This window comes from Nocardia sp. NPDC049707, assembly GCF_040674855.1.
GTDB lineage: Bacteria > Actinomycetota > Actinomycetes > Mycobacteriales > Mycobacteriaceae > Nocardia.
On the sequence record NZ_JBFANN010000021.1, the window covers coordinates 88,738 to 115,327 of the forward strand.

At 66.3% G+C, this 26,590-nt stretch carries 23 protein-coding genes and 1 pseudogene; 11 read left to right on the plus strand and 13 right to left on the minus strand.

Annotation, left to right across the window (positions count from 1 at the left end; all coding sequences use genetic code 11):
* Positions 1-70 precede the first annotated feature (70 nt).
* Positions 71-1,006 (plus strand): D-2-hydroxyacid dehydrogenase family protein, encoded by a 936-nt coding sequence (locus AB0J29_RS20215; protein WP_364788052.1) that lies wholly within the window; start codon positions 71-73, stop codon positions 1,004-1,006.
* Positions 1,007-1,245: 239 nt separating this feature from the next.
* Here AB0J29_RS20215 and AB0J29_RS20220 read toward each other — a convergent pair whose 3' ends face one another.
* A complete protein-coding gene (locus tag AB0J29_RS20220; protein WP_364788055.1) occupies positions 1,246-2,157 on the minus strand; it encodes an alpha/beta hydrolase in 912 nt (303 codons plus the stop codon).
* A gap of 169 nt (positions 2,158-2,326) precedes the next feature.
* Positions 2,327-5,071 (minus strand): AAA family ATPase, encoded by a 2,745-nt coding sequence (locus AB0J29_RS20225; protein WP_364788058.1) that lies wholly within the window; start codon positions 5,069-5,071, stop codon positions 2,327-2,329.
* Positions 5,072-5,654: 583 nt separating this feature from the next.
* Here AB0J29_RS20225 and mdlC point away from each other — a divergent pair.
* The gene (mdlC, locus tag AB0J29_RS20230; RefSeq protein WP_364788061.1) at positions 5,655-7,265 is read left to right on the plus strand and encodes a benzoylformate decarboxylase; all 1,611 of its coding nucleotides are present in this window, start codon (positions 5,655-5,657) and stop codon (positions 7,263-7,265) included.
* Between the two features lie 150 nt (positions 7,266-7,415).
* On the opposite strand, the gene AB0J29_RS20235 is transcribed toward mdlC, so the two are convergent.
* The 4 genes from AB0J29_RS20235 to AB0J29_RS20250 form a co-directional block, all read right to left on the minus strand.
* Positions 7,416-7,661, minus strand: coding sequence for a hypothetical protein (locus tag AB0J29_RS20235; protein WP_364788064.1), 246 nt, complete (start codon positions 7,659-7,661; stop codon positions 7,416-7,418).
* A gap of 476 nt (positions 7,662-8,137) precedes the next feature.
* Entirely contained in the window at positions 8,138-8,464 is a 327-nt protein-coding gene (locus tag AB0J29_RS20240) for a hypothetical protein (protein WP_364788067.1), read from the minus strand.
* Positions 8,465-8,715: 251 nt separating this feature from the next.
* Positions 8,716-9,447 (minus strand): prolyl oligopeptidase family serine peptidase, encoded by a 732-nt coding sequence (locus AB0J29_RS20245; RefSeq protein ID WP_364788070.1) that lies wholly within the window; start codon positions 9,445-9,447, stop codon positions 8,716-8,718.
* Between the two features lie 28 nt (positions 9,448-9,475).
* Positions 9,476-11,164: an FAD-dependent oxidoreductase gene (locus tag AB0J29_RS20250; RefSeq protein WP_364788073.1), complete on the minus strand. Its 1,689-nt coding sequence runs from the start codon at positions 11,162-11,164 to the stop codon at positions 9,476-9,478.
* Between the two features lie 323 nt (positions 11,165-11,487).
* On the opposite strand from AB0J29_RS20250, the gene AB0J29_RS20255 reads away from it, so the two are divergent.
* Together AB0J29_RS20255 and AB0J29_RS20260 are read left to right on the plus strand one after the other, a co-directional pair.
* Positions 11,488-12,030 carry a DUF302 domain-containing protein gene (locus tag AB0J29_RS20255; protein ID WP_364788076.1) on the plus strand — a complete coding sequence of 181 codons (543 nt, stop codon included), beginning with the start codon at positions 11,488-11,490 and terminating at the stop codon, positions 12,028-12,030.
* Between the two features lie 202 nt (positions 12,031-12,232).
* On the plus strand, positions 12,233-12,685 hold the full coding sequence (locus AB0J29_RS20260; protein ID WP_364788079.1) for a MaoC family dehydratase: 453 nt from the start codon (positions 12,233-12,235) through the stop codon (positions 12,683-12,685).
* On the opposite strand, the gene AB0J29_RS20265 is transcribed toward AB0J29_RS20260, so the two are convergent.
* Together AB0J29_RS20265 and AB0J29_RS20270 are read right to left on the minus strand one after the other, a co-directional pair.
* Positions 12,682-13,857, minus strand: coding sequence for an alkene reductase (locus AB0J29_RS20265; RefSeq protein WP_364788082.1), 1,176 nt, complete (start codon positions 13,855-13,857; stop codon positions 12,682-12,684). The genes AB0J29_RS20260 and AB0J29_RS20265 overlap by 4 nt on opposite strands.
* Positions 13,854-14,699 (minus strand): alpha/beta hydrolase, encoded by an 846-nt coding sequence (locus tag AB0J29_RS20270; protein WP_364788085.1) that lies wholly within the window; start codon positions 14,697-14,699, stop codon positions 13,854-13,856. Before AB0J29_RS20270 ends, AB0J29_RS20265 begins: the two co-directional genes overlap by 4 nt.
* A 714-nt stretch (positions 14,700-15,413) precedes the next feature.
* On the opposite strand from AB0J29_RS20270, the gene AB0J29_RS20275 reads away from it, so the two are divergent.
* Both AB0J29_RS20275 and AB0J29_RS20280 read left to right on the plus strand, forming a co-directional pair.
* Positions 15,414-15,596 carry an Lrp/AsnC ligand binding domain-containing protein gene (locus AB0J29_RS20275; protein ID WP_364788088.1) on the plus strand — a complete coding sequence of 61 codons (183 nt, stop codon included), beginning with the start codon at positions 15,414-15,416 and terminating at the stop codon, positions 15,594-15,596.
* A gap of 31 nt (positions 15,597-15,627) precedes the next feature.
* Positions 15,628-16,473: an MBL fold metallo-hydrolase gene (locus tag AB0J29_RS20280; RefSeq protein WP_364788091.1), complete on the plus strand. Its 846-nt coding sequence runs from the start codon at positions 15,628-15,630 to the stop codon at positions 16,471-16,473.
* Between the two features lie 241 nt (positions 16,474-16,714).
* Here the strand turns inward: AB0J29_RS20280 and AB0J29_RS20285 are convergent, their stop codons facing one another.
* The 3 genes from AB0J29_RS20285 to AB0J29_RS20295 form a co-directional block, all read right to left on the minus strand.
* Positions 16,715-17,353 (minus strand): HD domain-containing protein, encoded by a 639-nt coding sequence (locus AB0J29_RS20285; RefSeq protein ID WP_364788094.1) that lies wholly within the window; start codon positions 17,351-17,353, stop codon positions 16,715-16,717.
* Between the two features lie 171 nt (positions 17,354-17,524).
* Positions 17,525-18,538, minus strand: a complete 1,014-nt coding sequence (locus AB0J29_RS20290) for a GlxA family transcriptional regulator (protein ID WP_364788097.1) — start codon at positions 18,536-18,538, stop codon at positions 17,525-17,527.
* A gap of 790 nt (positions 18,539-19,328) precedes the next feature.
* Positions 19,329-21,944: a LuxR C-terminal-related transcriptional regulator gene (locus tag AB0J29_RS20295; RefSeq protein ID WP_364788100.1), complete on the minus strand. Its 2,616-nt coding sequence runs from the start codon at positions 21,942-21,944 to the stop codon at positions 19,329-19,331.
* Positions 21,945-22,299: 355 nt separating this feature from the next.
* On the opposite strand from AB0J29_RS20295, the gene AB0J29_RS20300 reads away from it, so the two are divergent.
* Positions 22,300-22,737, plus strand: coding sequence for a nuclear transport factor 2 family protein (locus tag AB0J29_RS20300; RefSeq protein ID WP_364788103.1), 438 nt, complete (start codon positions 22,300-22,302; stop codon positions 22,735-22,737).
* A gap of 3 nt (positions 22,738-22,740) precedes the next feature.
* The gene (locus AB0J29_RS20305) at positions 22,741-22,911 is read left to right on the plus strand and encodes a hypothetical protein (RefSeq protein ID WP_364788106.1); all 171 of its coding nucleotides are present in this window, start codon (positions 22,741-22,743) and stop codon (positions 22,909-22,911) included.
* 26 nt (positions 22,912-22,937) lie between these two features.
* Here the strand turns inward: AB0J29_RS20305 and AB0J29_RS20310 are convergent, their stop codons facing one another.
* Positions 22,938-23,111 (minus strand): hypothetical protein, encoded by a 174-nt coding sequence (locus AB0J29_RS20310; RefSeq protein ID WP_364788109.1) that lies wholly within the window; start codon positions 23,109-23,111, stop codon positions 22,938-22,940.
* Between AB0J29_RS20310 and AB0J29_RS20315 the strand changes: the two genes are divergently transcribed.
* The 3 genes from AB0J29_RS20315 to AB0J29_RS20325 all read left to right on the plus strand — a co-directional run bounded on the left by AB0J29_RS20315 (position 23,110) and on the right by AB0J29_RS20325 (position 25,886).
* Complete coding sequence (locus AB0J29_RS20315; protein WP_364788112.1) at positions 23,110-23,883, plus strand: hypothetical protein; 774 nt, start codon at positions 23,110-23,112, stop codon at positions 23,881-23,883. The two genes, AB0J29_RS20310 and AB0J29_RS20315, sit on opposite strands and share 2 nt — an antisense overlap.
* Before the next feature lie 19 nt (positions 23,884-23,902).
* The gene (locus tag AB0J29_RS20320) at positions 23,903-24,112 is read left to right on the plus strand and encodes a hypothetical protein (RefSeq protein ID WP_364788115.1); all 210 of its coding nucleotides are present in this window, start codon (positions 23,903-23,905) and stop codon (positions 24,110-24,112) included.
* Between the two features lie 607 nt (positions 24,113-24,719).
* The gene (locus AB0J29_RS20325) at positions 24,720-25,886 is read left to right on the plus strand and encodes an FAD-dependent monooxygenase (RefSeq protein ID WP_364788118.1); all 1,167 of its coding nucleotides are present in this window, start codon (positions 24,720-24,722) and stop codon (positions 25,884-25,886) included.
* Positions 25,887-26,116: 230 nt separating this feature from the next.
* Here the strand turns inward: AB0J29_RS20325 and AB0J29_RS20330 are convergent.
* Positions 26,117-26,590: pseudogene (locus AB0J29_RS20330) on the minus strand (pirin family protein); the annotation flags it as partial.

The following is a 26,590-nucleotide window of genomic DNA, read 5'->3' on the forward strand; positions in this document are numbered from 1 at the left end:
GATCAGGTGAGGGAGCCGCAGCCCGTCTACGTGCAATCCTGGGAGCTCCGTCTCGGGAAAGGGGAACGCTGTGCAGGTCGCGATACTCGATGACTTCCAGAATGTCGCATTGACGTCGGCGGATTGGTCCGGTGTGCGGAGCAGGGCCGCGGTCACCGTGTTCAACGACCATCTCGATGATGCGGATGAAGTCGTGGCGCGCCTGGAGCCCTTCGAAGTCTTGTGTGTGATGCGGGAACGCACTCCGCTACCGCGATCGATCATCGAGCGACTGCCGCGCCTGCGGATGATCGCCTCGACCGGGCCGGTCAACGCATCGATCGACGTGACGGCCGCAGGTGAGCGCGGTGTTCACATCGCCCATACCGGTTACCGGTCGACGCCCGCGATCGAGCTGACCTGGGCGCTGATTCTGGCCGCGGCCCGCGACGTCGTCGGGCAAGCCGCCTCGGTTCGCGCGGGCGGCTGGCAGACGTCGGTCGGGCGGGAACTCTCGGGTCGGGTGCTCGGGCTGCTGGGTCTGGGCCGGATCGGTGGCGAAGTGGCGAGTATCGGCAAGGCTTTCGGAATGGATGTCATCGCGTGGAGCGAGAATCTGACCCCCGAGCGTGCCCGCGCGGTCGGCGCCGAGTGGGTATCGAAGGAGCAGTTGTTCCGACGCGCGGACTTCCTGACCATCCATCTCGTGCTCAGCGACCGCAGCCGCGATCTGGTGCGAGCCTCGGACCTGATGGAGATGAAACCGACTTCCTGGCTGATCAACACCGCACGGGGCCCGATAGTCGAGGAGGCGGCCCTCGTCGAGGCGCTGACGTCGAAATCCATTGCAGGAGCGGCCTTGGACGTCTTCGATTCCGAGCCGCTGCCGCAAGACCACCCCTTCCGCACTCTGCCGAACGTGATCGCAACCCCGCACATCGGCTATGTCGTCGAAGACCTGTACCGAACCTTCTACGAGGACTCGGCGGCAAACATCGAAGCATGGCTGAAGTCCGCCCATGACTGACCGGAATCGAAAGGGCCCAGCCATGCCCACACTGCATGTCCTCGTTCTGCCCGGAGGCGGATACGCCCAATACACTGAGCGCGAGGGGGAGCCCGTAGCCCGATGACTACGCCAGCATGGCGTGAACCGGCATAGCGTCGATCCCTTCGCGCGGTGTGGGATGGGTCTTCGCCGCCTGATGGCGCTACTGGGCGGTCTGACCGGAGCTGATAACAGTGTCGGGCATAGCCCTCGCTTAATCACTCACCTGAACAGGTGAGCCCGCACGATTCCACGAAGTTGGTGATGATGCGAGCGAGCGCCGCGGGTTGCTCCTCGGCGGGCCAGTGACCGCAATCGGAAATGACAACCGTGCGGATATCGGCGACGCCGACTTCGCGCAGCCCCTCTGCGACAGTCTCGACGAGAGTCGCGTGGGAGAACTCGCTGAAGGCCAGGAGCACCGGTACATCTAGCTCTTCGATGGCGCTTTCATTGTCGACGGTGTCGATCGGGAGGGCACTGAACATCTTGAATCCAGCGACGAGTTGGTCCGCCTCGCTGTATCCAGACACGTAGACGGCGATGTCGGCATCGGTGATGGCGGCGGGATGTGCGGCGAAACGGTCGATGAAGCTGCGGAAGTACGCTTGCTGATGGCCTTGTACGAGAGTGTCTGCGGTGAATTGGCCACGATCGGAGTCGCTGTGGAATCCGAGATGCCAATAGGCCGTCGACCGCGCCATATCGTCCCAGCCGGCAATGCCTGGCAGCGGAGTGTCGATGATGACCAAACCCCGAAGGCTCGCGGGGTACCGTCGTGCATACGCATAGGCGACAAGCGCTCCCATGTCGTGGCCGACCAGGAAGACTCGACCCAGGTCCAGATCTTCCAGTACGGCACGCACATTTGCCGCCATGGTGGCTTTGTCGAACGCGTCCGACTGCGGTGTGCACCTGCCGATGCCGGGCAGATCCACAGCGACCGAGGAACAGGTCTGCTCCAGCAGCGGAAGTACCCGGCGCCAAGCGTAGGACGTCTGTGGCCACCCATGCAGCAGGACGGCCGTAAACGGTCCGTGACCGCCGTCCCGATAGCCCGGAACAGCGCTCGATCGGGTGACGCTCGCGGCATTCCCGTGCTCGGACGGCACTGCGGATGTGCACTGCATGTGTAACCCCTACTCGTCAGAGCGCTCTCGGCGCATGAGCACCCGCCGTCCGTACGGAAAATGCTGCCCTAATGGTCAGCTCAAGAGGTCGCTCAATCTCTACCGCAAACAGGTGAGATAGGTCGGGGTGAGGCACGACCCACAACGGGGCTGCTACTTCGTGGGCTCGTCAGGTTGCCAGATCGTCGTGCAGGCTGTTGGCCAGCTGTACGCGTGACTGTATGCCGAGTTTGGCGAAGACGGAGCGCAGGTGGGTGCCGACGGTGTTGACCGAGATGCCGAGCTCAGCGGCTGCGGATTTGTTGGTGTGGCCGGCGCCGATGAGGGCCGCGATGCGGCGTTCGGCGGAGGTCAAGGCGGCCCAGCCGGTCGGAGATTGTGGTGTGGCCGAGGGCCACTTGGCGCGGTGGGTACCGGCTTCGCGCATGACCCTTTGTATTTCGCTGCGGTTGGCCCAGGCTCCCATGCGGTGGTACTCGTCCCAGGCGCGATCGAGCTGGACGAGACCGGCGGTGCGGTCACCAGCGGCGAGCAGGGCCCGCCCATAGGATTCGGCTCCTCCGGCGCGCAGCAGTGGGCGCGGGCTGCGGGCGAGGACCTGCGAAGACCGGGCGATCAGGTCGAGATCGTCTTTGATGCGTCCACGCAGGTTCAGCGCCATGCCCTCGAAACTGGCTACGCCGGGATTGCGGGCAGCAGCCAATTCCGCGATATCTGTTGCCGTAATAGCGAATTCGACGTCCGAAAACGCGTTGCCGACCTTGAAGAACAGGCCGGTCCAGCACGGCCATAGGGGCCAGTAGCTGAAAGACTCACCGGCGCCGTCCAGCACTGGACGCCAAGTGTCGAGGGCCTCCGAAAAATCACCGTGGCCCGCGGTGAGCCAGCCGCGCATGACGGCGACGACGGACCTTCGAGTGGTGTCTTCAACTTTGATGAGGCCGTCGGCGAGCCGCATGTGGCGGGAGGCGATCTCGACGTCGCCGTGCAGCAGCGCCACCGCGACACGGACCATGAGGGCGTCCAGTGTGTGTGCCGTGTTGCCGAGCTGGCGGCCCAGTTCGGACAACGCACGCGCCGCAGCGTCGGCTTCGTCGAGGCGACCGAGGTGGAAGTAGAGCCACATCTCGGCACAGCTGAGAGAGGGCCGAACCGATTCCGTGGCGGTGCGGCGGTCGTTGCGCCCCTGATCGAGGAGCGCTTGCGCGTGGTCGTATCGGTCGAGGAACTGCAGTTCGATGATCTCCTCCGCCAGGCAGGAGTCCCCACCGAGCGCACGAAGCTCGCGGAAGTGCCCGAGGGCGCTGAGATGGCGGGCATCGTTCTTCGCCGCCTCGCCGGCCGCCTGCAGGGCCAAACTTATCGCGTCACGGTCATCAACCGTGCGGGCCTGCGCGAGCACTGTCTCACTGACGCGGATGGCGTCGCAGCCGCTCGACAAGCGTGTTTGTGCCAATGCCGCAGCAGCCCTCAAGCGGGCTGTGACTACCGGCAGCAGTGCCCGGTTGCGAAGCACGCGCTCGGTGCGGGCGACCAGATCAGTGATGCGCCCGCCGAGCCAGAGTGACTGGGCTGCTTGGGTTTCGACTTCTCCGATGACGTTGTCATCCTCCAAGCGTGCCAGGATGAGGTCCGCGACGGCTATCGCCTCCGCGGAGTGCTGGGTGCGGGACAGCACCGAAAGACACCGCCTACCCAGGCCCAGCCATTCGGGTTGGTCGGGTCGCACAGTTCGGAAGGCCAGGGCCGCCAATTCACCTGCGCCGTCGGCGTTCGCCACCACCAGGGATTCGGCCGCGGAAATCATGGTCACCGCGCTGGCGAGATCACCCGGTCGGGCCGCCTCCCGCGCATGGAATGCGGCGATCAGAGGCTCAGCAGCTTCCGTGAGATAATAGTTGGCACAGATCTGATGCAGACTGCGGGCGTACGCCTTCGGGATGCACGCATAAATTGCGTCGCGCACCAGATCGTGACGACACATGAGTGTGTCTGCCTCGGCGCAGACCAGTCCCGACTCGAGGGCCTCGGCGAGCGGCTGAGCTAAACCTTCCCCGGGTAAAGACGTGCTGAGCGCGACGAGATCGCGCACCGGTACCGGCCGAACGGCGACGGCGACAATCTGTACGAGTTCTCGTGCCCGCTCGGTGAGCCGCGCCAGACCGGCGGCGATGGCTGCGGTGAATTCCACTGGCACAGTGTCGGATTCGCCGCGTGCGGCGGCGCGTGCGACGTTGTCGATGATCTGCACGGCTAGCAGAGGGTTACCGCCGATGGCGTCGAGGTAACCGCGCAACCGCTGGTCGGGGATGCGTCCCAGGCGATCCTGCGCGATCGTGGTGAGGTCCGACAGCGTCAGCGGGGCCAATCTGAGCTCCTGAACACCGGTCGCATCGTCGTGTCCGAGGAACTCGGTGTCGAGGCCGTCTTCGCGAGTCGAAAGCACCCACACGACAGGCAGCCCGATCATGCGGGCGATTACACCCCGCAGCACAAACCGGCTGACCCGGTCGACCCAATGAACATCGTCGACGGCAATAAGCAGCGGCCCGTCGGCTGCGAGGCTTTCCAGTTCATCGGCGACGGCCTCCACAAGGAGCAACGGTTCGCCGGCCAGCCGGACGATCCGCTTGTAGCTCTCGCCGGTCAGCAGGGGGTCGCGCCCGGAACGCAGCAACGCGATGACTGGTGCGCCGAGCTGGACCTGTCCAATCCGGTCGCACTTGCCCGCAGCGACTCGCAGGCCCGTGCGCTCCGCCTGGCGGCAAATCTCCGACAACACCGCGGTCTTGCCCACGCCGGGGGGACCGCACACAGAGATGATGCCGCCGACCCCGTATCGGCTGGCGCCGCGTACCACTGCCAAAGCCCGTCCAATCGGCTCGCTTCGGCCTCGCAGTGGTCCAGAATGCAACGACTACACCCTTTCGCTCCGACCACCAGAATTGTTCATCCTGGTTGACCGCTGCCGATCGCGCATTGCCGAATCACGCGATACCTATTCGACCGTATCGAGGTCGTGCGCGTTCGTTCGACGCACTACCCGTCACCCCCTTGTCGACGATGTACCGAAAACGAGGGTCGCAGTGCAAATAACGCGAAAAAACTTTATCTTATGCCCTGTCCACAGCTACCGTGCTAGAGCTTAGTGGGCGGACCCGACCATCACCGCAGCCTCTCCAGGTTCACTATTGTGCGCCGGACGACAACGTCCTGGCCAGGCTCGCTACGGCAGCGGCAACCAGCACCGTCCGATTGGTTGGATCATGTCGAGGTGTGGCAGGTCGGTTCTCCGCGGGTTGTGGTCTGCTTAAAATCACGGTCCGAGTGGGTATTATCGATCCTCGTCATTTGCGCTTAAACCCCGCCGTCGGCAGTCTGTAGTGGATTGTGTGGCATTCATGGCCCGAAGAGGTCGTTGGGAATTTGCGTGCGCACATGGTCACAGTTCGCTCGATGTGCCGACGCCCATTGGCGAAGGGAGCTGACCGATCATCATGACCGCGAAATCGACCGTGCACAGCGTGACCTACGACTTGTTGAGGTCGTTGGGTCTGACGACCGTCTTCGGTAATCCGGGATCTACCGAGGAGACCTTCCTCAAGAACTTCCCGGACGACTTCACCTATGTGCTGGGTCTGCAAGAAGCATCCGTCATCGCCATGGCGGATGCCTTCGCCCAGACCACCCGGCGTCCGGCACTGGTGAACCTGCACTCGTCAGCGGGGCTCGGCAACAGCATCGGCAACCTGGTCGCTGCCTATCACGGGCACACGCCACTTATCGTCACGGCCGGTCAGCAACACCGTGAGCTGTTGATCGGCGAGCCGTACCTGAGCAACCGCGACGCGGTGAATATGCCCAGGCCGTGGGTGAAATGGTCCTACGAGCCCGCGCGCGCGGAGGCCGTGCCCGAAGCGTTGATGCGTGCCTACGCGATGGCCGTGCAGCCGCCTGCGGGACCGGTGTTTCTGTCCATTCCGCTCGACGACTGGAACCATCCACTGCAGGGGCCCGCTGTTGTGCGTGATGTCAGCCGGGCCTACGCGCCCGATCCCGAGCGCCTGCGGCGCTTCGCCGCGCGCATCACCATGAGTCAGCGCCCGGCTCTGATCCTCGGGCCCGACGTCGACCGCGCCCGAGGATGGCAAGCCGGCATCGCGCTGGCCGAGAAACTGCAGGCCGCGGTCTACAGCCCGCCACTTCCGGACCGCGCTTCGTTCCCCGAGGACCACCCGTTGTACCAGGGTTCGGTCGGCATGTCGGTCAAGGCCGTCGGCGAGCGGCTCGCCGGACACGATCTGGTGGTGGTCACCGGGGCCGAGGTCTTCCGCTACTACCCCTACGTGCCCGGCGACATCCTCCCCGCTGGGACGGAACTGCTGCAGATCACCGACGACCCGGCGATCGCCGCAGCTGCCCGCGTCGGTGACAGCCTCCTGGGCGATGCCCGGCTGTCGATCGAGCTGCTCACCGAGTTGGTGGGCGACGGCAGTGGCCGCGCGCAGCCGACGCCCATGCCGCGTCCCAGGAAGCTGCCGGAAAATCCGAGCAGTCCGCTGACGCCGGCCGAGGTCTATGCGGCTCTGAGTGTGGTCCGGCCAGAACACGCCGTCTTCGTCAACGAGTCCACCTCGACCATGGCCCAACATGCCGAGTGGCTGCCAACCGTCGAGCCAGACTCATTCTTCGCCACGGCCAGTGGCGGTATCGGCTGGGCCGTGCCGGCAGCCGTCGGCGTCGCGCTCGGCGACCGGGACCGTGGCGTCCGGCGTCCGGTGATCGGTCTGATCGGGGATGGGTCGTTCCATTACTCAGTCCAGGGTCTGTGGACCGCGGTCCAGCAGAACTTGCCGATCGTGTACGTCGTCATGCGTAATCACGAGTACTCGATCCTCAAATCCTTCGCCGACCTGGAAGAGACGCCGGGTGTGCCCGGGCTCGACCTGCCCGGCCTGGACATCGCCTCCGTGTCACGGGGACTGGGCTGCCACGCCGTCGACGTCGCATCTACCGACCACCTCGAAAAGGAGTTCAAGATCGCCCTCGAATCCGGCACCACCACGGTGATCGTGGTGACCACCCGACCGGAGAAGACCACGCTCTGAGCTATGCGGAATTCTGATTCCGCACGCCAGCAGCATTGTCATCGTCGGCCGCGTGCTCGTTCCCTAGTTCGATGATCGAGCTGGCCACCTCAGTTCCACGCCCCAGAGCTGACACCTGGCCACCCGCGCCTGGGCAGTCTCGCGGGCCGGTCAAGTGAGCGCGTCGAAGCGTCGGCAGTCGGTGATGGCATAGCCGACTGCCGACTTGTCGGCAGTTACGGCCTGCCGCAGGCGGTCGATGACCGCCGGAAGGCTTCCGCCGGGCAGCGCGCAGGTCATCTCCTCCGGCGGCAGGCCCGTGCGGACCCGGCTGACCGCGCATCCCGCGCTGACCGCTATCTGCCCCTGGTAGGCCGGCGGAATGATCTGGCATTGCGGCCTGGTGGCGAGCCTCATGTCCGGACATGCCCCCTGGAGCGTCATGAGTGAGGACGGCGAGAGCCGGACGAGCACGACATCCGGGCTGGTCGCGGCGGTGAGCGGTTCGTAGCGGATCGTCGTTGGCCGGATCGGCAGGCACGCGATAGAGGCGAAGTCCGCGGGGGCGATCCAACCACTGCTGACCAGGGCAGCGGTGTCGGGCCCGGACGCCCGGTGTCCAGGTCGATCAGGCCGTGAGTGTGGCTTCCAACGCTGCAGTTGGCGTGGTCCGCGGCGTACGTGTCGAAGGGTTGCCGCTGAGCGGGCTCCCAGAAGCAACAGCCCGCGGGCTGGGCCGGGAGCTGCTCGCGGCCGGAGGTTGCCGGTTCTGTGCTGAAAGTGACCGCGACCGGTGGGTGTGCCAGGCCGAGGAGTTCGATGAGTGAGGCGGCAAGAGCGGACGCAGACGTCATAGCGCACCTTTCGTTTGCGGTGAGCCGACCTGAAATGTGTTACGGCTGGGAGCCGCCGTTGGGGGAGGCGACGCGAATCTGGTGGTCGCCGATGTCCAGGTTGAGCTCGATGGAATTGTCACCAATGACGTGCCATCCGGCCGTGTCCTGACCGTCGACGGTGATCGACGCCTCGGCAGGGCTGGGGAGTTGGTCGATCGTGAAGCTGGTGGGTTTTCCTCGCCGCGATGGTGTGGCGGCCGTGGTCTCGATGGTCAGGACATGGCGGGTCATGTCGTTCTGGGCGCGCCGGATGCCGATGTTGGGGTAGTCGACGCCGCGAAGCTCCGGTCCTGACGTCAGTGCGAGCCGCGGCTGACCCGCCACCAGGCTCCCGGGCTGCCGCTCTCGGCCAGCATCAGGGTCGCGTTGACTTGTCCGCGGGGCCAAGTGGAGTCGTAACCGAACCAGAATCCGAAACGGTCGTTCTCCTCGGTGCGGACGCGGCAAACGCCATCGCCTGCTCCTCGCAAATCCGCAACAGGTGCGACTGCGCCCCATCGACGACCCACCAGGTGCGTCCCCGATGGGGCGAAGGCGTTGATCCGAGTTCACGTCTTGCGCGCTCTTGTCATCTGTCATGGCGTTCGGTCCCCTCCTGCTCCGCGGCGGTGGATGCTTCCGCGAAGTTGCGCAGGGCTGCGACCAATTGCGTCTTCGAGGTGGTCAGCCCTGAGTTGCTCGTGGATCCAGGTGGCGGCGAGCATGGTCCATTTGGAGGTGTCGCCGGCTCCGTGTGCCAGGCCGAGGCTGTGTGGTCCGTGAGCGAAGACGTGTGTCGTGTGCGGTATCTGGTTGGCCGCGAGGGCCGCGGCCAGCCGGTAGGTGTGTTCGGGCGGCACGTAGGGGTCCTCGGCGGTGTGCCAGAGGAAGAATGGCGGTGCCTGGGGTGTGACGAGGGCGTCCAGTGAGGTCGACCGGCGCAGTTGGGGACTGGCGTCCTCACCGAGCAGGATCAGCCGCGCTGGTCGGTAGGTTTCGGTCTCCATCGAGGTGATGGCATAACCGAGTACGGCGAATTGCACGGTTTCCTCGGGCGCAGCACCCGGCGCGAGTGCGGCCAGCCCCGCCAGATGACCGCCTGCCGAGAACCCGGTCAGACCGATCCGTTGCGCGCCGGCCGCGCGGCATCGGCGGATCTCCTCGCGCAGCGCCTGCAGTGGTGCGGGATGCCGGACGTGGAGGGGGTAACGGAACACGGTGGCGGGCGCGCCGATGTCGGTAAGCCACCGGGCGACCGGTTCACCTTCGTGGGATGCGTGTTCGGCATAGCCGCCACCGGGCAGCACGATCATGTGTGTTTGATCCATGGGGCCTCACTCTCTTGCCGGGCGGTGGTCACATTGCGGTGCTGCCGATGAATTGGTGAACCGAGCGGATGCAACTGGCCCCGTCGCCGACGGCGGCGGCCACGCGCTTCATCGAGCCTGCCCGCACGTCGCCGATCGCGAAGATGCCTGGTTCGCTGGTCTCGAACGGCAGGGGTCCACGGCCGAGCCTGTTCCAGGTGTCGCCGGAGGGGCCGGGAACGAGGGCGGAGTCGGTCAGGACGAATCCGTTGTCGTCGAGTTGGACGCCGGACAACCAGGATGTTTGCGGGTCGGCGCCGATGAAGCAGAACAATCCGGCGCAGCGGATTTCATAGCTGTCGCCGGCGGTGTGGTCGGTGATGGTGACGTGCTCGAGGCGCTCGTCGCCGCTGAGGTCGGTGACTTCGGTGCGCAGCCACACGGTGATCGCCGGGGTGGCGGTGATTCGGCGTGCGAGGTAGGCCGACATGTCGGAATAGAGGTCGGGCGAGCGCACGACCAGGGTTACCGGGCATCCGCTGTCGGCGAGGAACAAGGCGGCCTGCCCTGCGGAGTTCGCGCCGCCGACGACTACTACCGGTGCCTCGGAGCAGGTCCGGGCCTCGATTCCGGTGGCGGCGTAGTAGATTCCGCGGCCCTCGAATTCCGGCCAGCGGGGTAGGTCCAGCGATCGGTACCGCGCGCCGGTGGCGACGACGATGGCGCGGGATGCGGCGACAACGCCGTCGGAGAGGACGGTTTCGAAGTGCCCGCCGATGCGGCGGACGGAGCGCACGCTGCATGGACTATTCACGCGTGCACCGAATTTCAACGCTTGCACGGCGGCACGGCCGGTGAGTTCCGCGCCGCTGATGCCGCGTTCGAATCCGGGGTAGTTTTCGATTCGTGAACTCGCGCTGGCTTGCCCGCCGATGGCGACGGCGTCGAACACCAGCGTGTCGAGTCCTTCCGACGAGCCGTAGACCGCGGCGGCAAGTCCGGCCGGTCCGGCGCCGACGATGACCAGGTCCGCCTCATCGGTGTCCTGGTCGGAGGCCGGTGTGTAGGTCAGGCCGAATGCGTGCGCGATCAGGGCTGGGGTGGCCCGTGACGTCACGCCGGAGGCGGTCACGACGGCGGGTAACTGATCCGCGGCGATGTCGATGGCGGCGGCGAGCTTTCCGCCCTCGTCGCTGTCGATGTCGATCCAGGTGTAGGCGAGTCGGGCGCGTGCGGCCCAGGTGCGCAGTGCGAGCGACTCGCGCGAGAACGCGCTGCCGAGCATTCGGACGCTGCGGGCTCCTTCTCCGGTTTGCAGTTCGGTGCGGCGCGAGAGGAAAGCGGTGAGGATGAGGGCCGACAACTGCGTGTCCTGGTCCATCAGTCGGCGGAAGCTGCGCGGCGTTATCCGGATGATCTTGCCGTCTTCGGTTACCCGAGTCATCAGGTAGACGGCTTGTCCGGTCAGCAGATTCAGCTCACCAAGAAACTGTCCGGGGGTGCAGGTGGCGATGCACGCTTCCGGCTGTTCACCGGTGGCTTCCCGCACGATGTCCGCGGAGGCCGTGCGTAGCACGATGAAATCGTAGCTCGCTTGCCCAGCTCGGTAGAGCACGTCTCCGGCCCGCACGGTCTCAGCGGTTCCGTAGGCACCCAGCCGGTCGAGTTGCTCGCCGGACAGGATCGGGAATCGTTCCCGCTCCGGATCGGTGGCGGTTCCGGTTCCGTTAGTTGTCATGCGGCTGCCGGATCGCCGTGGAGCGTCGCACGCGGGAGCGCGCCGGTGTGCGTGCCGCGAACCGGTACACCTGTCGGCCCTTTGACCATCGCCCACTCCGATCTGGTTTCGCCTACTGCCAGGGACCGATTCTTCGGTAACCCGTCCGGGCCACGCCATCACCTGAACAGGTGAGCTTTCGGCGGGCGGCCGTTCGTCGGCCGCGCCGGAAGAACTCACCTGTTCGGGTGAATGAACCTAGCGGCGGACTCGGAGACACTGACATCGATGTGTTCGAAGGACCGTGCACGGTGTCGTTGTTCGAGTAACTCATGGAGGCGCACATGCAGTCCGTAACCGTCGATCATCCGTCCCGACGTCTGCTGATTGCGCTGCCGCAGCCCTATGAGGAGGCCCGCGCGGCCTACGAGACTCTTGTTCCGGAGGTCGACCCGTCCAGGTTCGCTGCGGCCCGGTCCTGGCCGGAGGTCGTCGATCTCGCCAGGCTCATGGCTCCGCACGGGTTCCTGCGCTACTACCGTGCGGACCTCGCTCCCACCATGGCAGGCTCCGACTCGACCTGGCAGGCCACTCAATACCTGATGGGCAACCACACCATCGCTGAGCGAATGTTTCGCCACGACCCGGCCGTCATGCTCCACGCGCCGCTGCGCACCCTGCTGTACATCGACCCGGCCGGCGACACCAGACTCGCCGTCGACCAGCCCAGCCTGCTGTTCGACAGCTACGACAACCCGGACATCGCTGCGGTGGGCCGGGAACTGGATGCGCTGTTGTCGACGCTGGTCACTCTGCTTGGCGGCACGATGCCAGGGACATTCTCACAACGACCGGGTACGGCCGAACTGCCGGAGGGGAGTCGATGACCGGACCGGCCCTATCTGGTCACCGGTGCGGGTGGGAGAACCGGTGGCGTCAGCCGCATGGTTGTCGATCGGCTGCTGGCCTGCGGCGTGGCGGTGCGCGCCGTGGTGCACCGACGACGCCAGGCGGACGCGCTGCGCGCACTCAGCGCACAGGTGGCAGTCGGCGACCTGAATCGCAGCATTCGAGGTCGAAGGAGCACTGATGACAACCCCGCTCTGGCTGGGGGACATCGAGGTCGGCAATACCTACCGCAGCGATTCCTACACTGTGACCGCCGAGGAGATCATCGACTTCGCGCGCCGCTACGACCCGCAACCGTTCCACCTCGGCGAGGCGACCGCGGCCGGGACCGTCTTCGACGGGCTGGCGTCCAGCGGCTGGCATACCGCCGCGATCACCATGCGGCTGCTCGTCACCGGCGGTCTGCCTATTGCACACGGGATCATCGGTTTGGGGATCGAGCTGGCCTGGCCGACGCCGACTCGCCCCGGCGACATCTTGCATGTCGAGCTGGTCATCACCGACATCCGGATTTCCCGGTCCATTCCGGACCGGGGCATCGTCACCGCCGAGTACGACACCCGCAACGAGCACGGCGAGATCAGGCAGCACACGACCGCCAAGATCATGGTGTTCGCACGGCCGCACCTCTAATCGGCGCTCGCCGTTTCCGTGACCGTGTCTGCCTGAGGCTCACTCTGCGGGGTGAACGGCGGATAGTCGGTGTAGCCGTGGGCGTCCGGCGTGTAGTGCAGGGCGCGTTCGGATTTCGTCAGTGGTGCGCCCAGGGCGAATCGGGCGGGCAGGTCCGGGTTGGCGATGTACGGCTCACCGAAGGCGACCAGATCGGCCAGGCGCTGCGATATCAGGGCGTTGCCGCGGTCGCGGGTCATGCCGACATTGGCGATCAACGTCCCCCGGTAGAGGGGGCGGAAGTGGTGAAACATCCCGTCGTGCTGTAGCTGCGCGAGCGGAAGCCCGGTGAGATCGGCCATGGCTCCCATCAACAGCCAATGGGCCAAGGGATAGTCGTTGAGCCGCTCGGTCACGTATTCGCTGGTGGCCAGGGTATCGGCAGTGGATACGAACTCGCCGCGTTCGGCCCACGCCGGTCCGGTCTTGACGCCGACCCGGCCGATGTCGACGTGCTCGGCGACAGCGTCGAGCACGTCGAACAGAAACCGCGTGCGGTTCTGGATGGACCCGCCGTAGGCATCGGTGCGCCGGTTGGTGCGGGGATTGAGGAACTGGCCGATCAGATACGAGAACCCGGCTTGCAGCTGGACGCCGTCGAACCCTGCCCGGTGGGCATTGGCCGCCGCGGCGGCGTAGTCCCCGATCGTGGTCCGAATGTCGGTGCGGGTCATCGCACGCGGTGTCACAGTCGGTTTGCTACCCGCTGCGGTCGGGGAACTCAATCCCGGATTGACCGCCGAGGGGGCCGGCGGCGGAGTGCCGTCGAAGAAGTCGGGGTGCGAGGTCGAGCCGGTGTGCCACAGTTGCGCGAAGATCACGCCGCCCGCGTCGTGCACTGCGTCGGTGACCTCCGCCCACGCCTGCACCTGGGTGTCGGTGAACAGGCCGGGAACATCGTGCCAGCCTACGGCGTCGCGGCTGATCCAGGTGCCCTCGCTGATGATCAGTCCCGCCGCGGCGCGCTGCGCGTAGTAGCGGGCGTGCAACGAGGTCGGCGCAAGGTCGGGGTTGGTGGCCCGGCTGCGGGTCAGTGGCGCCATGACGATCCGATTGGCCAGCTGCACATCGCCCATGCGGTAGGGCTGCAGCAGCGGTTGTTGGGCGTCCAGTGTCCCGTGGAGCCGGCTCACGCGAGGAATTCCGTGACGTCGGCGGCGAATTCGTCGGCGTGCTGGAACAGGAATCCGTGCGCGGCGTCGGGATAGATCTTGATGCTCGCCTGGGGGATGAGGCCGGCGAGCAGGTGGGAGAAGTGAGGCCGGATCATCGGGTCGCTGTCGCCGTTGGCGATGAATACGGGGTGGGTGATCGCGGCGACGCGCTGCAGCGCGGCGTGGTTCGGGATGCCCCAGTCGCACACCGCGTCGTACTGCGCCTGCCGGGTTGCCCATGTGGTGGGTTGGTCTGCATCGACGGTGCGCGCGTAGACGCGGCCCAGAGCTTCGTGCCCGGCCGCCCGGCTGGCGGGGGAGGAGGTGAAGAAGACATCGAGATACCCGTTGGGGTCGGGCTGCGGCTTGCCGACCGCTCCGATCACCTCGGGCGCCCATCCGTGCATGCCCGCCGCGCCGCGCGGCGCTGAGGATGCGAGCACCACGCGGCGTAGTAGATCCGGGCGGATCAGGGCGATCTCCTGGGCGACGAAACTGCCGATCGAGAACCCGAGGAGATCGACTTGCGCGATATCCAGCGCGGCGATGAAAGCGATGGCGTCGCGTGCCATTTGCTCGATGGTGTCGGGGGTGGTCCCGGTGGTGGCCGCGACTCCCACGTTGTCGAACGCGATGACGCGCTGGCGCGCAGCCAGAGTGTCGACCAGCTGCGGATCCCAGTTCTCCAAATTGCCGCGGAAGTGCTGCAACAACACCAGGGGCACGGAGCCTGCTCCGACCTCACGGAAGGCATAGTCGATGCCGTTTCCGGCGCGCACTACCCGGTTGGGAGCCGTGGCGTAGTCCGCAGGATTGCTCATGTGGTGGACTTCCTTTCGATGATTCCGGTCGAATACCAACGGTGGTCAGGCCGGATATTGCGAGTAGGCGGCCACGAAGAGGGTGACGGCAATCTGTGCCGGTTGCCGGGGCCGCCGCGGCCGTCCGGTCGGTCGACGAAGCGACATCGGGGTGTCACCGTCGAGTATTTCCCCAGGCATCGGCCCGTTCCATCACCCGAATGCGTGATACCGGCTCTGCCGATCGGGTCGCCGGCACGTTGTGCAGGGTGTTGGCCAGCTGTACGCGTGACCGGATGCCGAGTTTCGTGAAGCCCGAGCATTGCAAACGCGGCCACACTCGAATTTGCCACTCGCTAAACGGAATTCGCGGGGCTGGCTGCCAAGCTGTGGGCTGCGGGCACCGCTCCTGCCCTTGACCGGTACGCCGATCATTCCGGATGTCGATGCTGGTGGAGACCCCGACGATGCGGTCACGGTGGCGTGTGCGGCGCGGCTGCTAGAACTCGAGCTGGTCCTCACCGCCGACGAAGTCGGTGGTGAGCGTGCATGTTTCGTGCGGTGGTTGCTGGATCTGCTGGGCCGCACGGAGGTCCCCGTCGTCGCGGGTTCCGGCCTCGGCAACACCCGGTACCGGGTCGTCGACTTCGTGACTCCCGCCACCATCGCATCCCAGCCCGACGACGTGCTGGGCGCGGCTCGGGCGGTATGCGCGACGACCTACGGTCCGGTTCGGTGGAGGAGACCGCCGAAACCCTCGCCGGTCATCCGCACGTCCGGTTCGTCGCCGCGACGACGGGTCCGGCCAACCTTCTGGTCGCTCTAGCCGCCACCGACCTGCCCGGTATCTACGCCTTCCTCATCACGACGATCGGGGCACTGAGTGGGCCGGAGCCGATCACCTGTTTGGGTGAGTGATTACGGTGTGCGCATCGTTCACGCTTGGGAGATGACAAGCCGAACAGACCCGGCCCGATTGGGATTCAGTGTGTTCACCGCGCCCGAGAAGGCGTTGGTCGGTGAGCGCCCGAAGCCCTTCGGTCCACCCTTGGGTTTCGATGCGGCGACCTCGACGCTGATCTACGGCGCGTACGACGCGGTGCTCGTCGATGCTCTCCACACGGTGGCCGAGGCGACCGCATTGGCCGACTGGGTCGGCCTTCATCACCGCAACCTGACCACCATCTACATCACCCACGGTCACCTCGATCACTTCTACGGGCTGAGCGTCCTGCTGGATCGCTTCCCGAATGCCAAAGCTATCGCCACCCCGAAGACCGTCGAACTCATCGAGCAGACCGATCCCGAGCTGTCCCGGTTCTTCGAGAGTTTGCTGCCTGGTCAGTCCGCGCCGAAAATCACCGCGCCGGAACCCATCTCCGGCGACACCTTCACCCTCGAGCGGCATGAGCTCCGGATCATCGAGCAGGGGCAGACCGATACCCTGCACAGCACATCGCTGCATATTCCGTCGATCGATCTGGTCGTCGCCGGGGACGTGCTCTACAACAAGTGCCACATGTACGTCGGCGAGACGACACCGGAAAGCCGCGACAACTGGATCGCAGCCTTGGACCGGCTGACTGCGTTGCACCCGAAACATGCGGTTGCCGGCCACAAGAAGACCGGCGCACCGGACACCCCGGAAACCATCGAGGAGTCCCAGCAGTACCTGCGAGACTTCGGACGGCTCAAAGAAAGCACCCTGTCCGACGAGGAACTGTTCAACGAGATGGGCAAGCTGTACCCGGACTGGGCGAGCCACCAATCCTGGTTGATGTTCGGGTTCTCGTAACCTGGCCGCTGGCGCGGACCCGACCAGCCCACCAAGCGGTACCGGCGTGCGCCGATGCGGTCGGCCGACAACCCTGACATGGATTTGAGCAGGACATTTCGCGCCGTCGTAGATCGCCGACAACACACCCAACGCGAGCAGGGCGGCAGACTGTTTCTCATGCCGTTCCACCGCCTGCCGGGACCGTCCGGCCGGGTCGAGAACGGTTTCTCTCGGCGTTGGCCAGCTCGGAGGTGCATCGCTATTCCGGCCAGGCGTTGTTCTGGATGATCTCGACGAAGTCCTTGCGTTCGAAGGAGGGATCGAAATGTGCCAGAACGTCATCGTTCATGGTGCCGAAGGTGGTGTCGGGGCGCTCGGCCATGCCGTCGTAGAAGGCCCGCAGAATCCGGTTCTTGAAGTCCGGCCGCGGGTGCGCCGCCACGACTTGGGCGCGGTGCTCGTCGGTTATCTCGTTCAGATCCATGCCCAGGACATCGGTTTCCACGCCCAGGGTCACCACTGCGACTTCGGGTCCGAGCTGGAGCGGTATCTCCGGGGTCGTGTGCAGGGCGATCGCGAGCCAGACGTCGCGGGCTTCGGATTCCGAGCGGCCGTGCTCGAGCAGAAAGGTGCGGGCGGCCTCGGCGCCGTCGAGTTCGAAACGCCGCTGCTTGGTGGCGTAGTCCGGGGTCAGACCGAGATCGTGGAAAAGCCCTCCCACGTAGGCAAGTTCGAGATCCACCTCCAGTCCGCGTGCGGCCGCTTTCAACGCTCCCCACAGAAACACTCGCCGCGAGTGGTGGAACAGGGTCTCGTCGGCCGCCTTCAGTACGAGCGAGGTGGCTTCCCGCGCGAGCTCGGTGTCGGGAATGGCGATACCTGCGATGATTTCGGGCATCCGAACCTCCAGTGGTGTGCATTGCTTGACTGCTTCCACTCTTGCCGACCATCGGGGACGGTCCCACTGCGTAAACCGACGACTATCCCACAGATCCGGACACCTGGAACCCGATGCCGTTCGGACCTTTCGTTGCGCGACGAGGGCAGGCCGCGGCTGGGCGAGTTTCGGTTACGGGAACTGCTCACCGAGCCCGGAAGCGATTGCGGGCGTGGTGTTTCCATGTTCGCGAGCGGTGGTTCCGAATCGATCTCGGTAGTGGCTCGGTGAGATGCCCAGGCGGGCAACAAAAGTGCGGCGCATGGTCTCCGAGCTTCCGAACCCGGCCGCTCGTGCGGTCGCCGCGACCCCATGGCCGGTGTCCAGCAGGGTCTTGGCGTGATCGAGCCGGACCTGTTCCACGTATTTCGCCGGCGTGGTGTTCAACTCGTCGGCGAACAACCGCGCCAGATGCCGTGCGCTGACCCCGACCCGGGCAGCCAGGCTGTGCACGCTGTGATCCAGGGCGGGCTCCGCCGAGACCAGATCGGCCACGGCCCGCACGGTCGGCGTGCGAGCGGGCCGGATCCGCAGGGGTGCGGAGAACTGCGACTGCCCGCCGGGCCGCTGCATGAACATCACGAGATTGCGGGCCACCTCGCGGGCCAGGTCGGCGCCGTGGTCCTGCTCGACCAATGCCAGTGCGAGGTCCATGCCGGCCGAGACGCCCGCGGAGGTGAACACGCCGTGGTCCTCGACGAACAGCGCGTCGGGCAGCACCTGAATGTCCGGGTACCTGCGGCTCAGCAGCGGCGCGTGACGCCAATGCGTCGTGGCTCGCCGCCCCGACAGCATCCCCGCCGCAGCCAGAGTGAACGAGCCCGTGCAGATCGACACCAGCCGACGTGCACGGGGTCCGAGCCCACGGACCGTGTCGATCAGATCGGCCGGAACAGGCTCGCTGACAAGAATGTCACCACCGGAAACCACGACTGTGTCCGCATCTCGAACCTGCGTGCGTGTGCCGTCGACGGGAAACCGGACTCCTGTCGAGGTCGCCACCGGCTTCCCCGACGGTGACACATAGCCGATCGCATAGTCGGCGCCGACCACGTTCGCCTCGGCGAACACCTCGGCCGGGCCGGCCACGTCGAGCATTTTCATGCCGTCGAACACGACGAATACCACCGGCCGACGCTTCGCCACAGTCCGCTCCTCTCGTGGAGATCGCCGAGCCGAGTATGTCAGAAATCGTGACATACCCCCAGAACCAGACGACCCGATAGGGACTGCGACCACGGCCACCGCGTCGAACAGCGCGGTTCTACCGACGCCCAATCCGCCCCCCGAGCACGAACACCGTGTCAGTGTCGGTCATGCACTCGGTTCGTGCACCCACCTGAACGCGTGAGCCCGGATTTCCATGCCTCGCCGCCCAACGCCGCGGTGACCCAGTACGACATGGCGATACCGCGGCTCTTGGTGATGGTCACGGCCGGGCTATCCACTCCCGCAATCGATCCGCGCAGTCGGCGCCTCACCAGTTCGTGGGCAGGTGTCGAACTCGCCATCGCCGGAACCGGGGCGTTGTGGCCAGATCGAACAGTGTCGAGAGCGGCTCGACTGTGTCGAGATGTCTCGGGTCCTGCCCCGGATCATGCGTTGGCGCGAACATGAGTTCGCTTGCCCAGTGCAGCCGTATCGTGCTGTCGGGCCGGAGCTTGAAAACGGTCAGCAGTGGTGCAGGCTGGCCGTCAGCACCGTCGCCGCCGTAGTCACGGCGAAAATTGCAGTTCGCCGCCGACAGCATCCGGGTGTTTCGCCACCGGATGCTCATCGGGTATCTCCTTCCTGAATCGGACACGCAGCGGGTGGTGGCAAGAGCTTGCGCAATTCGAGGAGATCGAGGCCGAGGATTTCGATCTCGGCCAGGACACCGTGTAGGGCGGCGCGGTCGATGAGCCGGCAGCACCGGGATCCGGTGCACGCGGGCGGGTCAGGGGCGGCCGGCAGAGAGCAGGCGCAGTTCGCGGCCGCGCCGTACCGCCGTGGAGCGGTCGGTGACGCCGAGTTTGGCGTAGATATTGCGGATATGCGTGTTCACGGTGTTCACCGAGACCGAAAGCGCTCTGGCGATCTCGGGGCGGGTGAGATTGGTGGGGAGGTAGCGCAGCAGGCGCAACTCGCTCGGACTGAGCTCTTCCGCCGGATGCGGCGCGGCGCGGTCCGGACGGGCCGGTGCGGTGCCCGCGACGGCATCGAGAACATCGGAGACCAATGCGGCGTGCGAAGTATCTTGGGGCGGAAGCATTTTCAGCAGCCCGGCGCCAGCGGTGAGCGCGAATGGCAGGATCAGGCGTTCGGGCTCGGCGAGTTCGAGGGCTCGCTCCAGTGCCGCCCGGGTGGCCTCGGGCTCGTCGAGGGCCTTTCCGGCCTGCGCGTCCAGGAGATGAGCCTCCACCAGAGTGAAGGTGTGGCTGACCGGCGCATCGTCGTTCAGGACCGCTTGCAGTTCACGGCGCGCGGCGGCGGGGTTGTTCTCGGCCAGGCGGATGGCCGCCGCGGCAGTGCGGATCTCACCCTTCCCTGCCTGCCGATCACCTAGCACGCTCAGCAGCTCGCGGGCTTCGAGGAGCATGCCGAGGCGCGCCTGCGTGGCCAGCGTGCAACTCGCCACCCGAGCGGACAGCGCATGCTCACCCGCCATGTCGGCCTGCACCTGTCCGGCCGCGGTGAATTCCTGCAATGCCTGCGCATGCCAGCCACGCGCGGCCCACAGCATGCCGGCCACCAGATGCAGCAGCAGTCGCAATCCGGGCTCACATCCCGCGCGGGTGATTCGGAGGGCGCGATTCAGCCATTGCTCACCTGCGTCGAATTCACCTGTCCAGGCCAGGGTTCCGGCGAGCGTCACCAGGGCAGGCGCGATGACCGGCTGCTCGTCCCAGCCGTGCCGGGCGGCCAGTTCGATGGCCTCGGTGCTGCGTCGCCGGGCGGTGTCGAGAGACGGGATAGTCGAGGCGAAGGCGAGCTGGGCGCGGCAGGCCACCTCGAGATAGGGGCGATCGATCTCGTGCGCGAGTGTCGCGCCCTCCGACAGATGACGTGCGCTGTCGGCCATGCGCAGCGACCACGCCTCGGTGACACCGAGATTCAGCAGTGCCACCGCGCGCAGATCGCTGCCGAGCGCGATATCCGCGGTCGAGCGGCCAGTGAACGGGGGCGGCAGCGACTCAACCTGGTCGATCACGCCGTCGAAGTTGCCGCGGAGCCGGTCGAGCAGCAACTGGAGCGTGGCGAGCGCCAGATCCAGGCGATGTCGACGGTCGGCCGGCGTTGTCGCGGCGTAGGACTCGGCGATCGCCAGGTGCGCGGCCGCCTCCTTCAACCGCATCTGATCCAGATCACGGATGGCGTACACCAGCGCGAGGTCAGGCGAATCCCGTTCCGGCCGTGTGGAAAACGCGCGCAGCAGCACCTGCACGGTGCCCGATTGACCGTCGAGAGTGAGGCTCACCGCGTGGTCGGTGAGCAGCTGGGCAGCTTCCGACCAGTCGCCGGCCGCCTGCAGATGCCGGATGGCGTCCACGGTGTGGCCGTGGTCGGTGCACCAGCTCGCTGCGAGCCGGTGCAGGTCCGGGATCTCGGCGGCCAGGGTCCGGCGCAGTTCCAGCCGCAACAGCCCGCTGAACAGGTGGTGATAACGGAACCAGGTGCGGTCGGCGTCCAGCGAGACGACGAAGGCGTTCGCGTCCTCGAGTTCGAGCAGAATCCGTTCCGAGCCGGTGCCGCAGGTGAGCAGATCGGCCAGTTCACCGTTGACGCGATCCAGCAAGGAGGTGCGCAGCAGCAGCCGCTGTACCTCCGCCGGCTGGCGCTCCAGCATCTCGGCGATCAGATACTCGGCGACCGTCCGCTCGCTGCCCGAGAAGTGGGCCACGAAGCGTTCCGGGGCGGGATGTCCGACCAGCGAGAGCGCGGCCAGCCGCAAGCCGGCCGCCCAGCCCTCCGTGCGCTCGTGGAGCGTCGCGATCGCATTGTCGGGCAGGGTAATTCCGGACGCAGTGAGCAGCTCGTGCGCTTCGGTGGCGGTGAAACGCAGTTGCGCGGCGCGGATTTCGGCGAGTTCGCCTGCCAGCCGCAGCCGGTGTAGGCGCAGCGGCGGATCGCGTCGCGTGGCGATGATGGCGTGCGCGTGCGGCGGAAGATTCGTCAACAGCGCCGTGAGGTGGTCGAAGGCGTCCGGTGCGTCGAGCTCGTGCAGGTCGTCGATGACGATCGTGATGGGCTCGGCAACGGCCGTGAGTTCGGACAGGACGCGGTCCACGGCGGTGGCCTGATCGAAATCCGGTGCGGCGGAAGGCGGGGCGGCGGCACTGTCCTTCGCCCGCAGCACCGCGCCGAGCAATGCGAGCCAGAACAGCTGGGCATCGTGCTGGCCGGGACGGACGACCATAAACGCGATCCGGCGCATGCGGCCGGGTCCCTCAGTCCAGGCATGCAGTAGCGACGTCTTACCGCTGCCTGCGGGCGCGGATACGATCGTCACCCGCGCGGAGGTGGCGAGGTCCAGCGCCGCGACCAGTTCGCGGCGGTCGATCAACCCCGTCATGGCGCGCTTTCCTCTTCAGGCCGACGCTCCTGTTATACCGCGACCGCAACCAGGCACGCAGTAGAACTCCCAGTGCCCGTGAGTTGTTCGGCGGGTGGCGATTTCACCGGAATCCGGTGAGGACCGTTCACCCGGTGCGTTGCGACGCTGATCAGGGTGCGATCGGGAGAAACGTCGTGAAGCTGACCGTGAACGGTGTCGAGGTCGAGGTCGACGACCGGCATACGAAATCACCGCTGTTATGGGTACTGCACGGGCACCCGAAATCCCGTCCACGGTAACCGATCTCACCGTGACCATGCGCGCCGGACACATCTGTCGGCGGGTCTATGCGAAGCATTAGGAGCGGCGGAAAATGGACAACGAACAGATCATTCGGAACGCCTACCGGATCGCCGAGGTGAATGACCTCGACGGCTGGCTGGCGGCCTTCACCGAAGACGGGACGTTCACCGATGAATCCATCGGCGTGACCTACCTCGGGAAGGACCGGGCCTGGCCGGTCGAGAACTACGGTCGCGCATTCCCGGACATGCACCGCGAGCTGTACCGGGTCTACGTCAGCGGGGACGTGGTGGTCGTGCAGCTGGCGTTGCAAGGCAGCCATCACGGGCCGCTGAGCCTGCCGACCGGCGTTCTCGAACCGACCGGCAAACGGATGGACGCGCCGTGCTGCGACGTCTTCCAGCTGGAAAACGGAAGGATCAAACGGTTCGACTGCTATCCGTCGGGGACCGTGATCCTCACCCAGCTCGGTGTGTTCGGCGGTGTCGATGCCGCGACGGGACGGTGAGGCATGGACATCTTGCTCACCGGCGCAATCGGATACGTCGGACCCCCTGTGCCGGCCGCGCTGAGCGGAGCCGGGCATACCGCCGTGACGGCAATCGTGCGCAGCGAGTCGTCGGCGGCGAAGGTCAAGTCCGACACAGTGATCGCACTGCCCGCCTGCGCGCCGCCGACCTGACGGAAACCGAACTGGCACAACTGCATTCACCTACCGGTCGGGACCTCGGCGGCCGTACTCCGGAGGAGACAACCCTCGTCGCGGCCGAGGTCATCGCGATACACCGCGGCGGCTCGGGCCTCGGGCTCAGCGGTGGCTCCGGCCCGATCCATTCCTCGACAGCGCAGACCCCCGCGCACGACACCCTGGAGGTTGACCATGAAACAGATCCTCGGCTACATCGACCGGAAACAAACGGACTACGAAAACCACGCATTCTTCACCGACCTCCTCGACAATGCCGCACTCTCCGGCAATGAGCGGCTGGCCTGGGCCCCGAGCGTCGTGCCGTTCATCATGGGCTACTCCGACCTCAACAAGTACGTCTTCCGCGACGAAACCTCGGATCGGCGTGGCGATCCGCTGCAGAAGATGCTGAACACGCACACCTACGAAGAGGACTTCCATTGGCAGTGGATGCTCGACGACCTGAGCCGGCTGGGTGCGGATACGGAACTGTCGCTCTCCGATAGCGCTCGGGTTCTCTGGAGTCCGGACATGAGCGTGTCCCGGCGGCTGTGCTTGAAACTCGCGGCGCTCACCGCCACACTGCCGGTCTCCGGCATCTACGCGATGGTCGAGGCGATCGAGGCGGTCTCGGTGACCATCTTCAAGCACTGCCAGGGAATCACCCTGGAAGACGGCCAGGAATGCGAATTCTTCGGCACCAAACACTATCTCGCCGAAGCCGGCCACCTCATGAAGACCGACGACGACAGCAAACGCAACCTGCCGGTGCTCGACGATTCCGAACGCGCCGCCGCCCGAGCCGCGGTCGACGACGTGTTCTCCCTCTTCGACGAGTGGTCCGAATCCCTCATGGACTACGCCCGTCGTTACTCGACCGACGCGGCGAAAGCCTGGGCACAGATAATCGCCGCCAGTCAGGCGCTCCCGCACGAAGTGGAGGATGTCGTGATACCGCGGTTCTAGCGAAGTCACACAGTCAGTTGTGCTCATCTACCAGCGCCATGCGGCGCAGCACCCGATCCGGCTGTTCCTCGACGCCGTGCTCGCCGTCGAGGAACAGCTCGACGTGCTGCTGTCCGCCGAACATGCCGCGAAGATCGCCGGGCCGGACGGCATCCGGCTGGATGCCTGGCCGGGCTGGACTGGGTCGGCTTCCCGTGGTCCGGGAGCCCCGCCTGGTACGACGAGCTGACGGCGATCCTGCGCAGTCACGGGCTCGACCTCGGTCCGGCCGCGCCGGACGGGCAGGAACTGATCGCCGAGGTGAAGCTCGCTGCGGTGACCGCGGGCGGAGCGTTCGCGCTCGGACTGGTCGCAGCCGATCCCCGACTCCGTGGTCTGGTCACCACTCGCCGGGCACCCGCTGGTGCGGCGGCCCTGGGCCGTGTGGCCGGCCGGCTCGCACCGGCGGGACCTCGCGCAGCTCGTCGCCGCGCTCGACCAAGGCTGAACACAATCGCTCGTTGCGGCCAAGAAACGCGCTCGCTGCGGAAAACTTCGCCCTCCTGCGATCAACAACCTAGGCGATCAACCCGTTCGAAATTCGATCATGTCAGGACCACACTTGAATCCGGCACCGGAGAATCCGCAGGCAAGGATGACCCGTGGTGTAGATGCAGATCTTGATCGTGGCGCCGTCGAGCGTGGGCCGGGCAGAATTGCCTTTCAGTGCAACGCGTTTTCGTCGACACCACCCCGCTACGACGAGGTGCTCCGGCGCCGGCGCGTCGTCGACGCAGCGGAGGCGCTGCCCGAGGGACCGCGTTACCAAGCGAGGTGAGATGGCAGGAGGGCATCCGATGCAGCGCAGCAAGGCGGCCAGGGTCGTGATCGTCGGCGGGTCGGTCGGGGGTCTCGCGGCGGCCCATGAGCTGCGGGCCATCGGTGCCGAGGCCGCCGTGTACGAACGTTCCGCAGGCAGGATGGAGGCCCGTGGCGCCGGGGTCGTCATGCAGCCCGAGGTGGAGGCGCTCCTCGTTCGTCTGGGCATGTCGGCGCGAGAGGTGAGCGTCGAGTTGCGGGAGCGCCAACAGCTCCATCTTCACGGCCGGGCCACCCGTTACGAGGCCCCCCAACTCATGACCGCGTGGGACACCCTCTACCGGGTGCTGCGCGAGCCTATTGCCGGGCTCTGCTACCGCCTGGACAGCGCCCTGAGCCGAGTACGGGTGGAAGGCCCCGAGGTCACGGCCGAGTTCGCGGATGGGTACACCACAAAGGGGCACTTCCTGGTGGGCGCCGACGGGATCGGCTCGGCGACGCGCCGGCTGCTCGATCCTGCCACGCGTCCCTCGTACGCCGGCTATGTGGCCTGGCGGGGGCTGGAGCCGGAATCAGCTGTGCCCGGTGATCTGCTGGAGGTGCTGACGGGCCGGTTCACGTTCTTCGGCTCGGACGGCCTGCAGATGCTGTGCTACCTGGTTCCGGGCCCCGACGGCGAGCTGGCGGAGGGCTCCAGACGGGTCAACTGGGTCTGGTACATGAACGTGCCCGAGCGCGATCTGCCGCAGCTGCTCGCGAGCCGGTCCGGGAAGCCGTACACCACGTTCCTGCCGCCCGGAGAGATTCTCCCGGAGATCGCGGCGGAACTCGGCGCCACGGCGGACGCGTCGCTTCCGGCGCAGTTCGCGCAGCTCGTTCGGCTCTCGAACGTCTTCATGCAGCCCGTCTTCGACCTGGCGCCTCATCGGATGGTCGCCGACCATGCCGCTCTGATCGGTGATGCCGCCGGTACAGTGCGCCCCCACACGGCCTCCGGAACCTCGAAGGCCTTCGCCGATGCGGCGGGGCTCGCGGCGGCCCTGCGTGGCTGGACGCCCGACAAGGACCTGCCGGTCAGCTGGCTCGCCGACTGGGAACAGAAGCGGCTCCTGCACCTGGTAGCTCTGTCGCGGGCCGGAATCGACCTGGCCAGCAGGTCATCACTCGGGACGACCGGCAGCCGTCGCTTCTACGCCTCCTCGTGACTTCGTGCGGCGCCCGAATGTGCGCGGCCAGTCACGGGGCTGTGACGAACGCACGTGTCGAGGACGTGTGGATGTCGATGGCGACGGGACCCGGTGCGTCACATCCAGGGTCTCTGGTCGCTTCGCGCCGACGACTCGGTTGCCGCACGCATGATCGCCACCGGATGGGTTCCTACCCGAAACAGCGGCAGATGTTGGACTCGACAAGGCCGTGGACGCGCTCCGGGGCCTCAGAACTGGACGCTGGCGTGCATTTCCCAGACCAGGATCTCGGCGGGCTCGCTCGCGGTGACCTGCTGGCCGCCGGTAGCGCTGAAGCGCACCGCGTCGCCGGTGTGCAGCGGGCCGGCGCCCTCCAGTGTCACCGCGCCGCGGGCCACGAACAGGTGCAGGAACGGCGCGTCGGGCAGGTGCACCGACTGTCCCGGGGCGAGCCGCGCGGCGTACAGGGCCGCGTGCGAGTTCCGGATCCGGATCGCGGCGTGGCCGTCATGTTTGCGCATACCCGAGGCGACCGGCAGCAGACTGCCGGACAGCAGTTCCGCTTCGATCTCCAGCTGTTCGTAACCGGGGGTGATACCGGCCTCGTCGGGGACCACCCACATCTGCACGAAGTGCACCGGGTCCTGGTGGACGTCGCCGCTGAGCCGCCACGAGTCGTTCTTCTCCGAGTGCAGGATGCCGGTGCCGGCGCTCATGCGCTG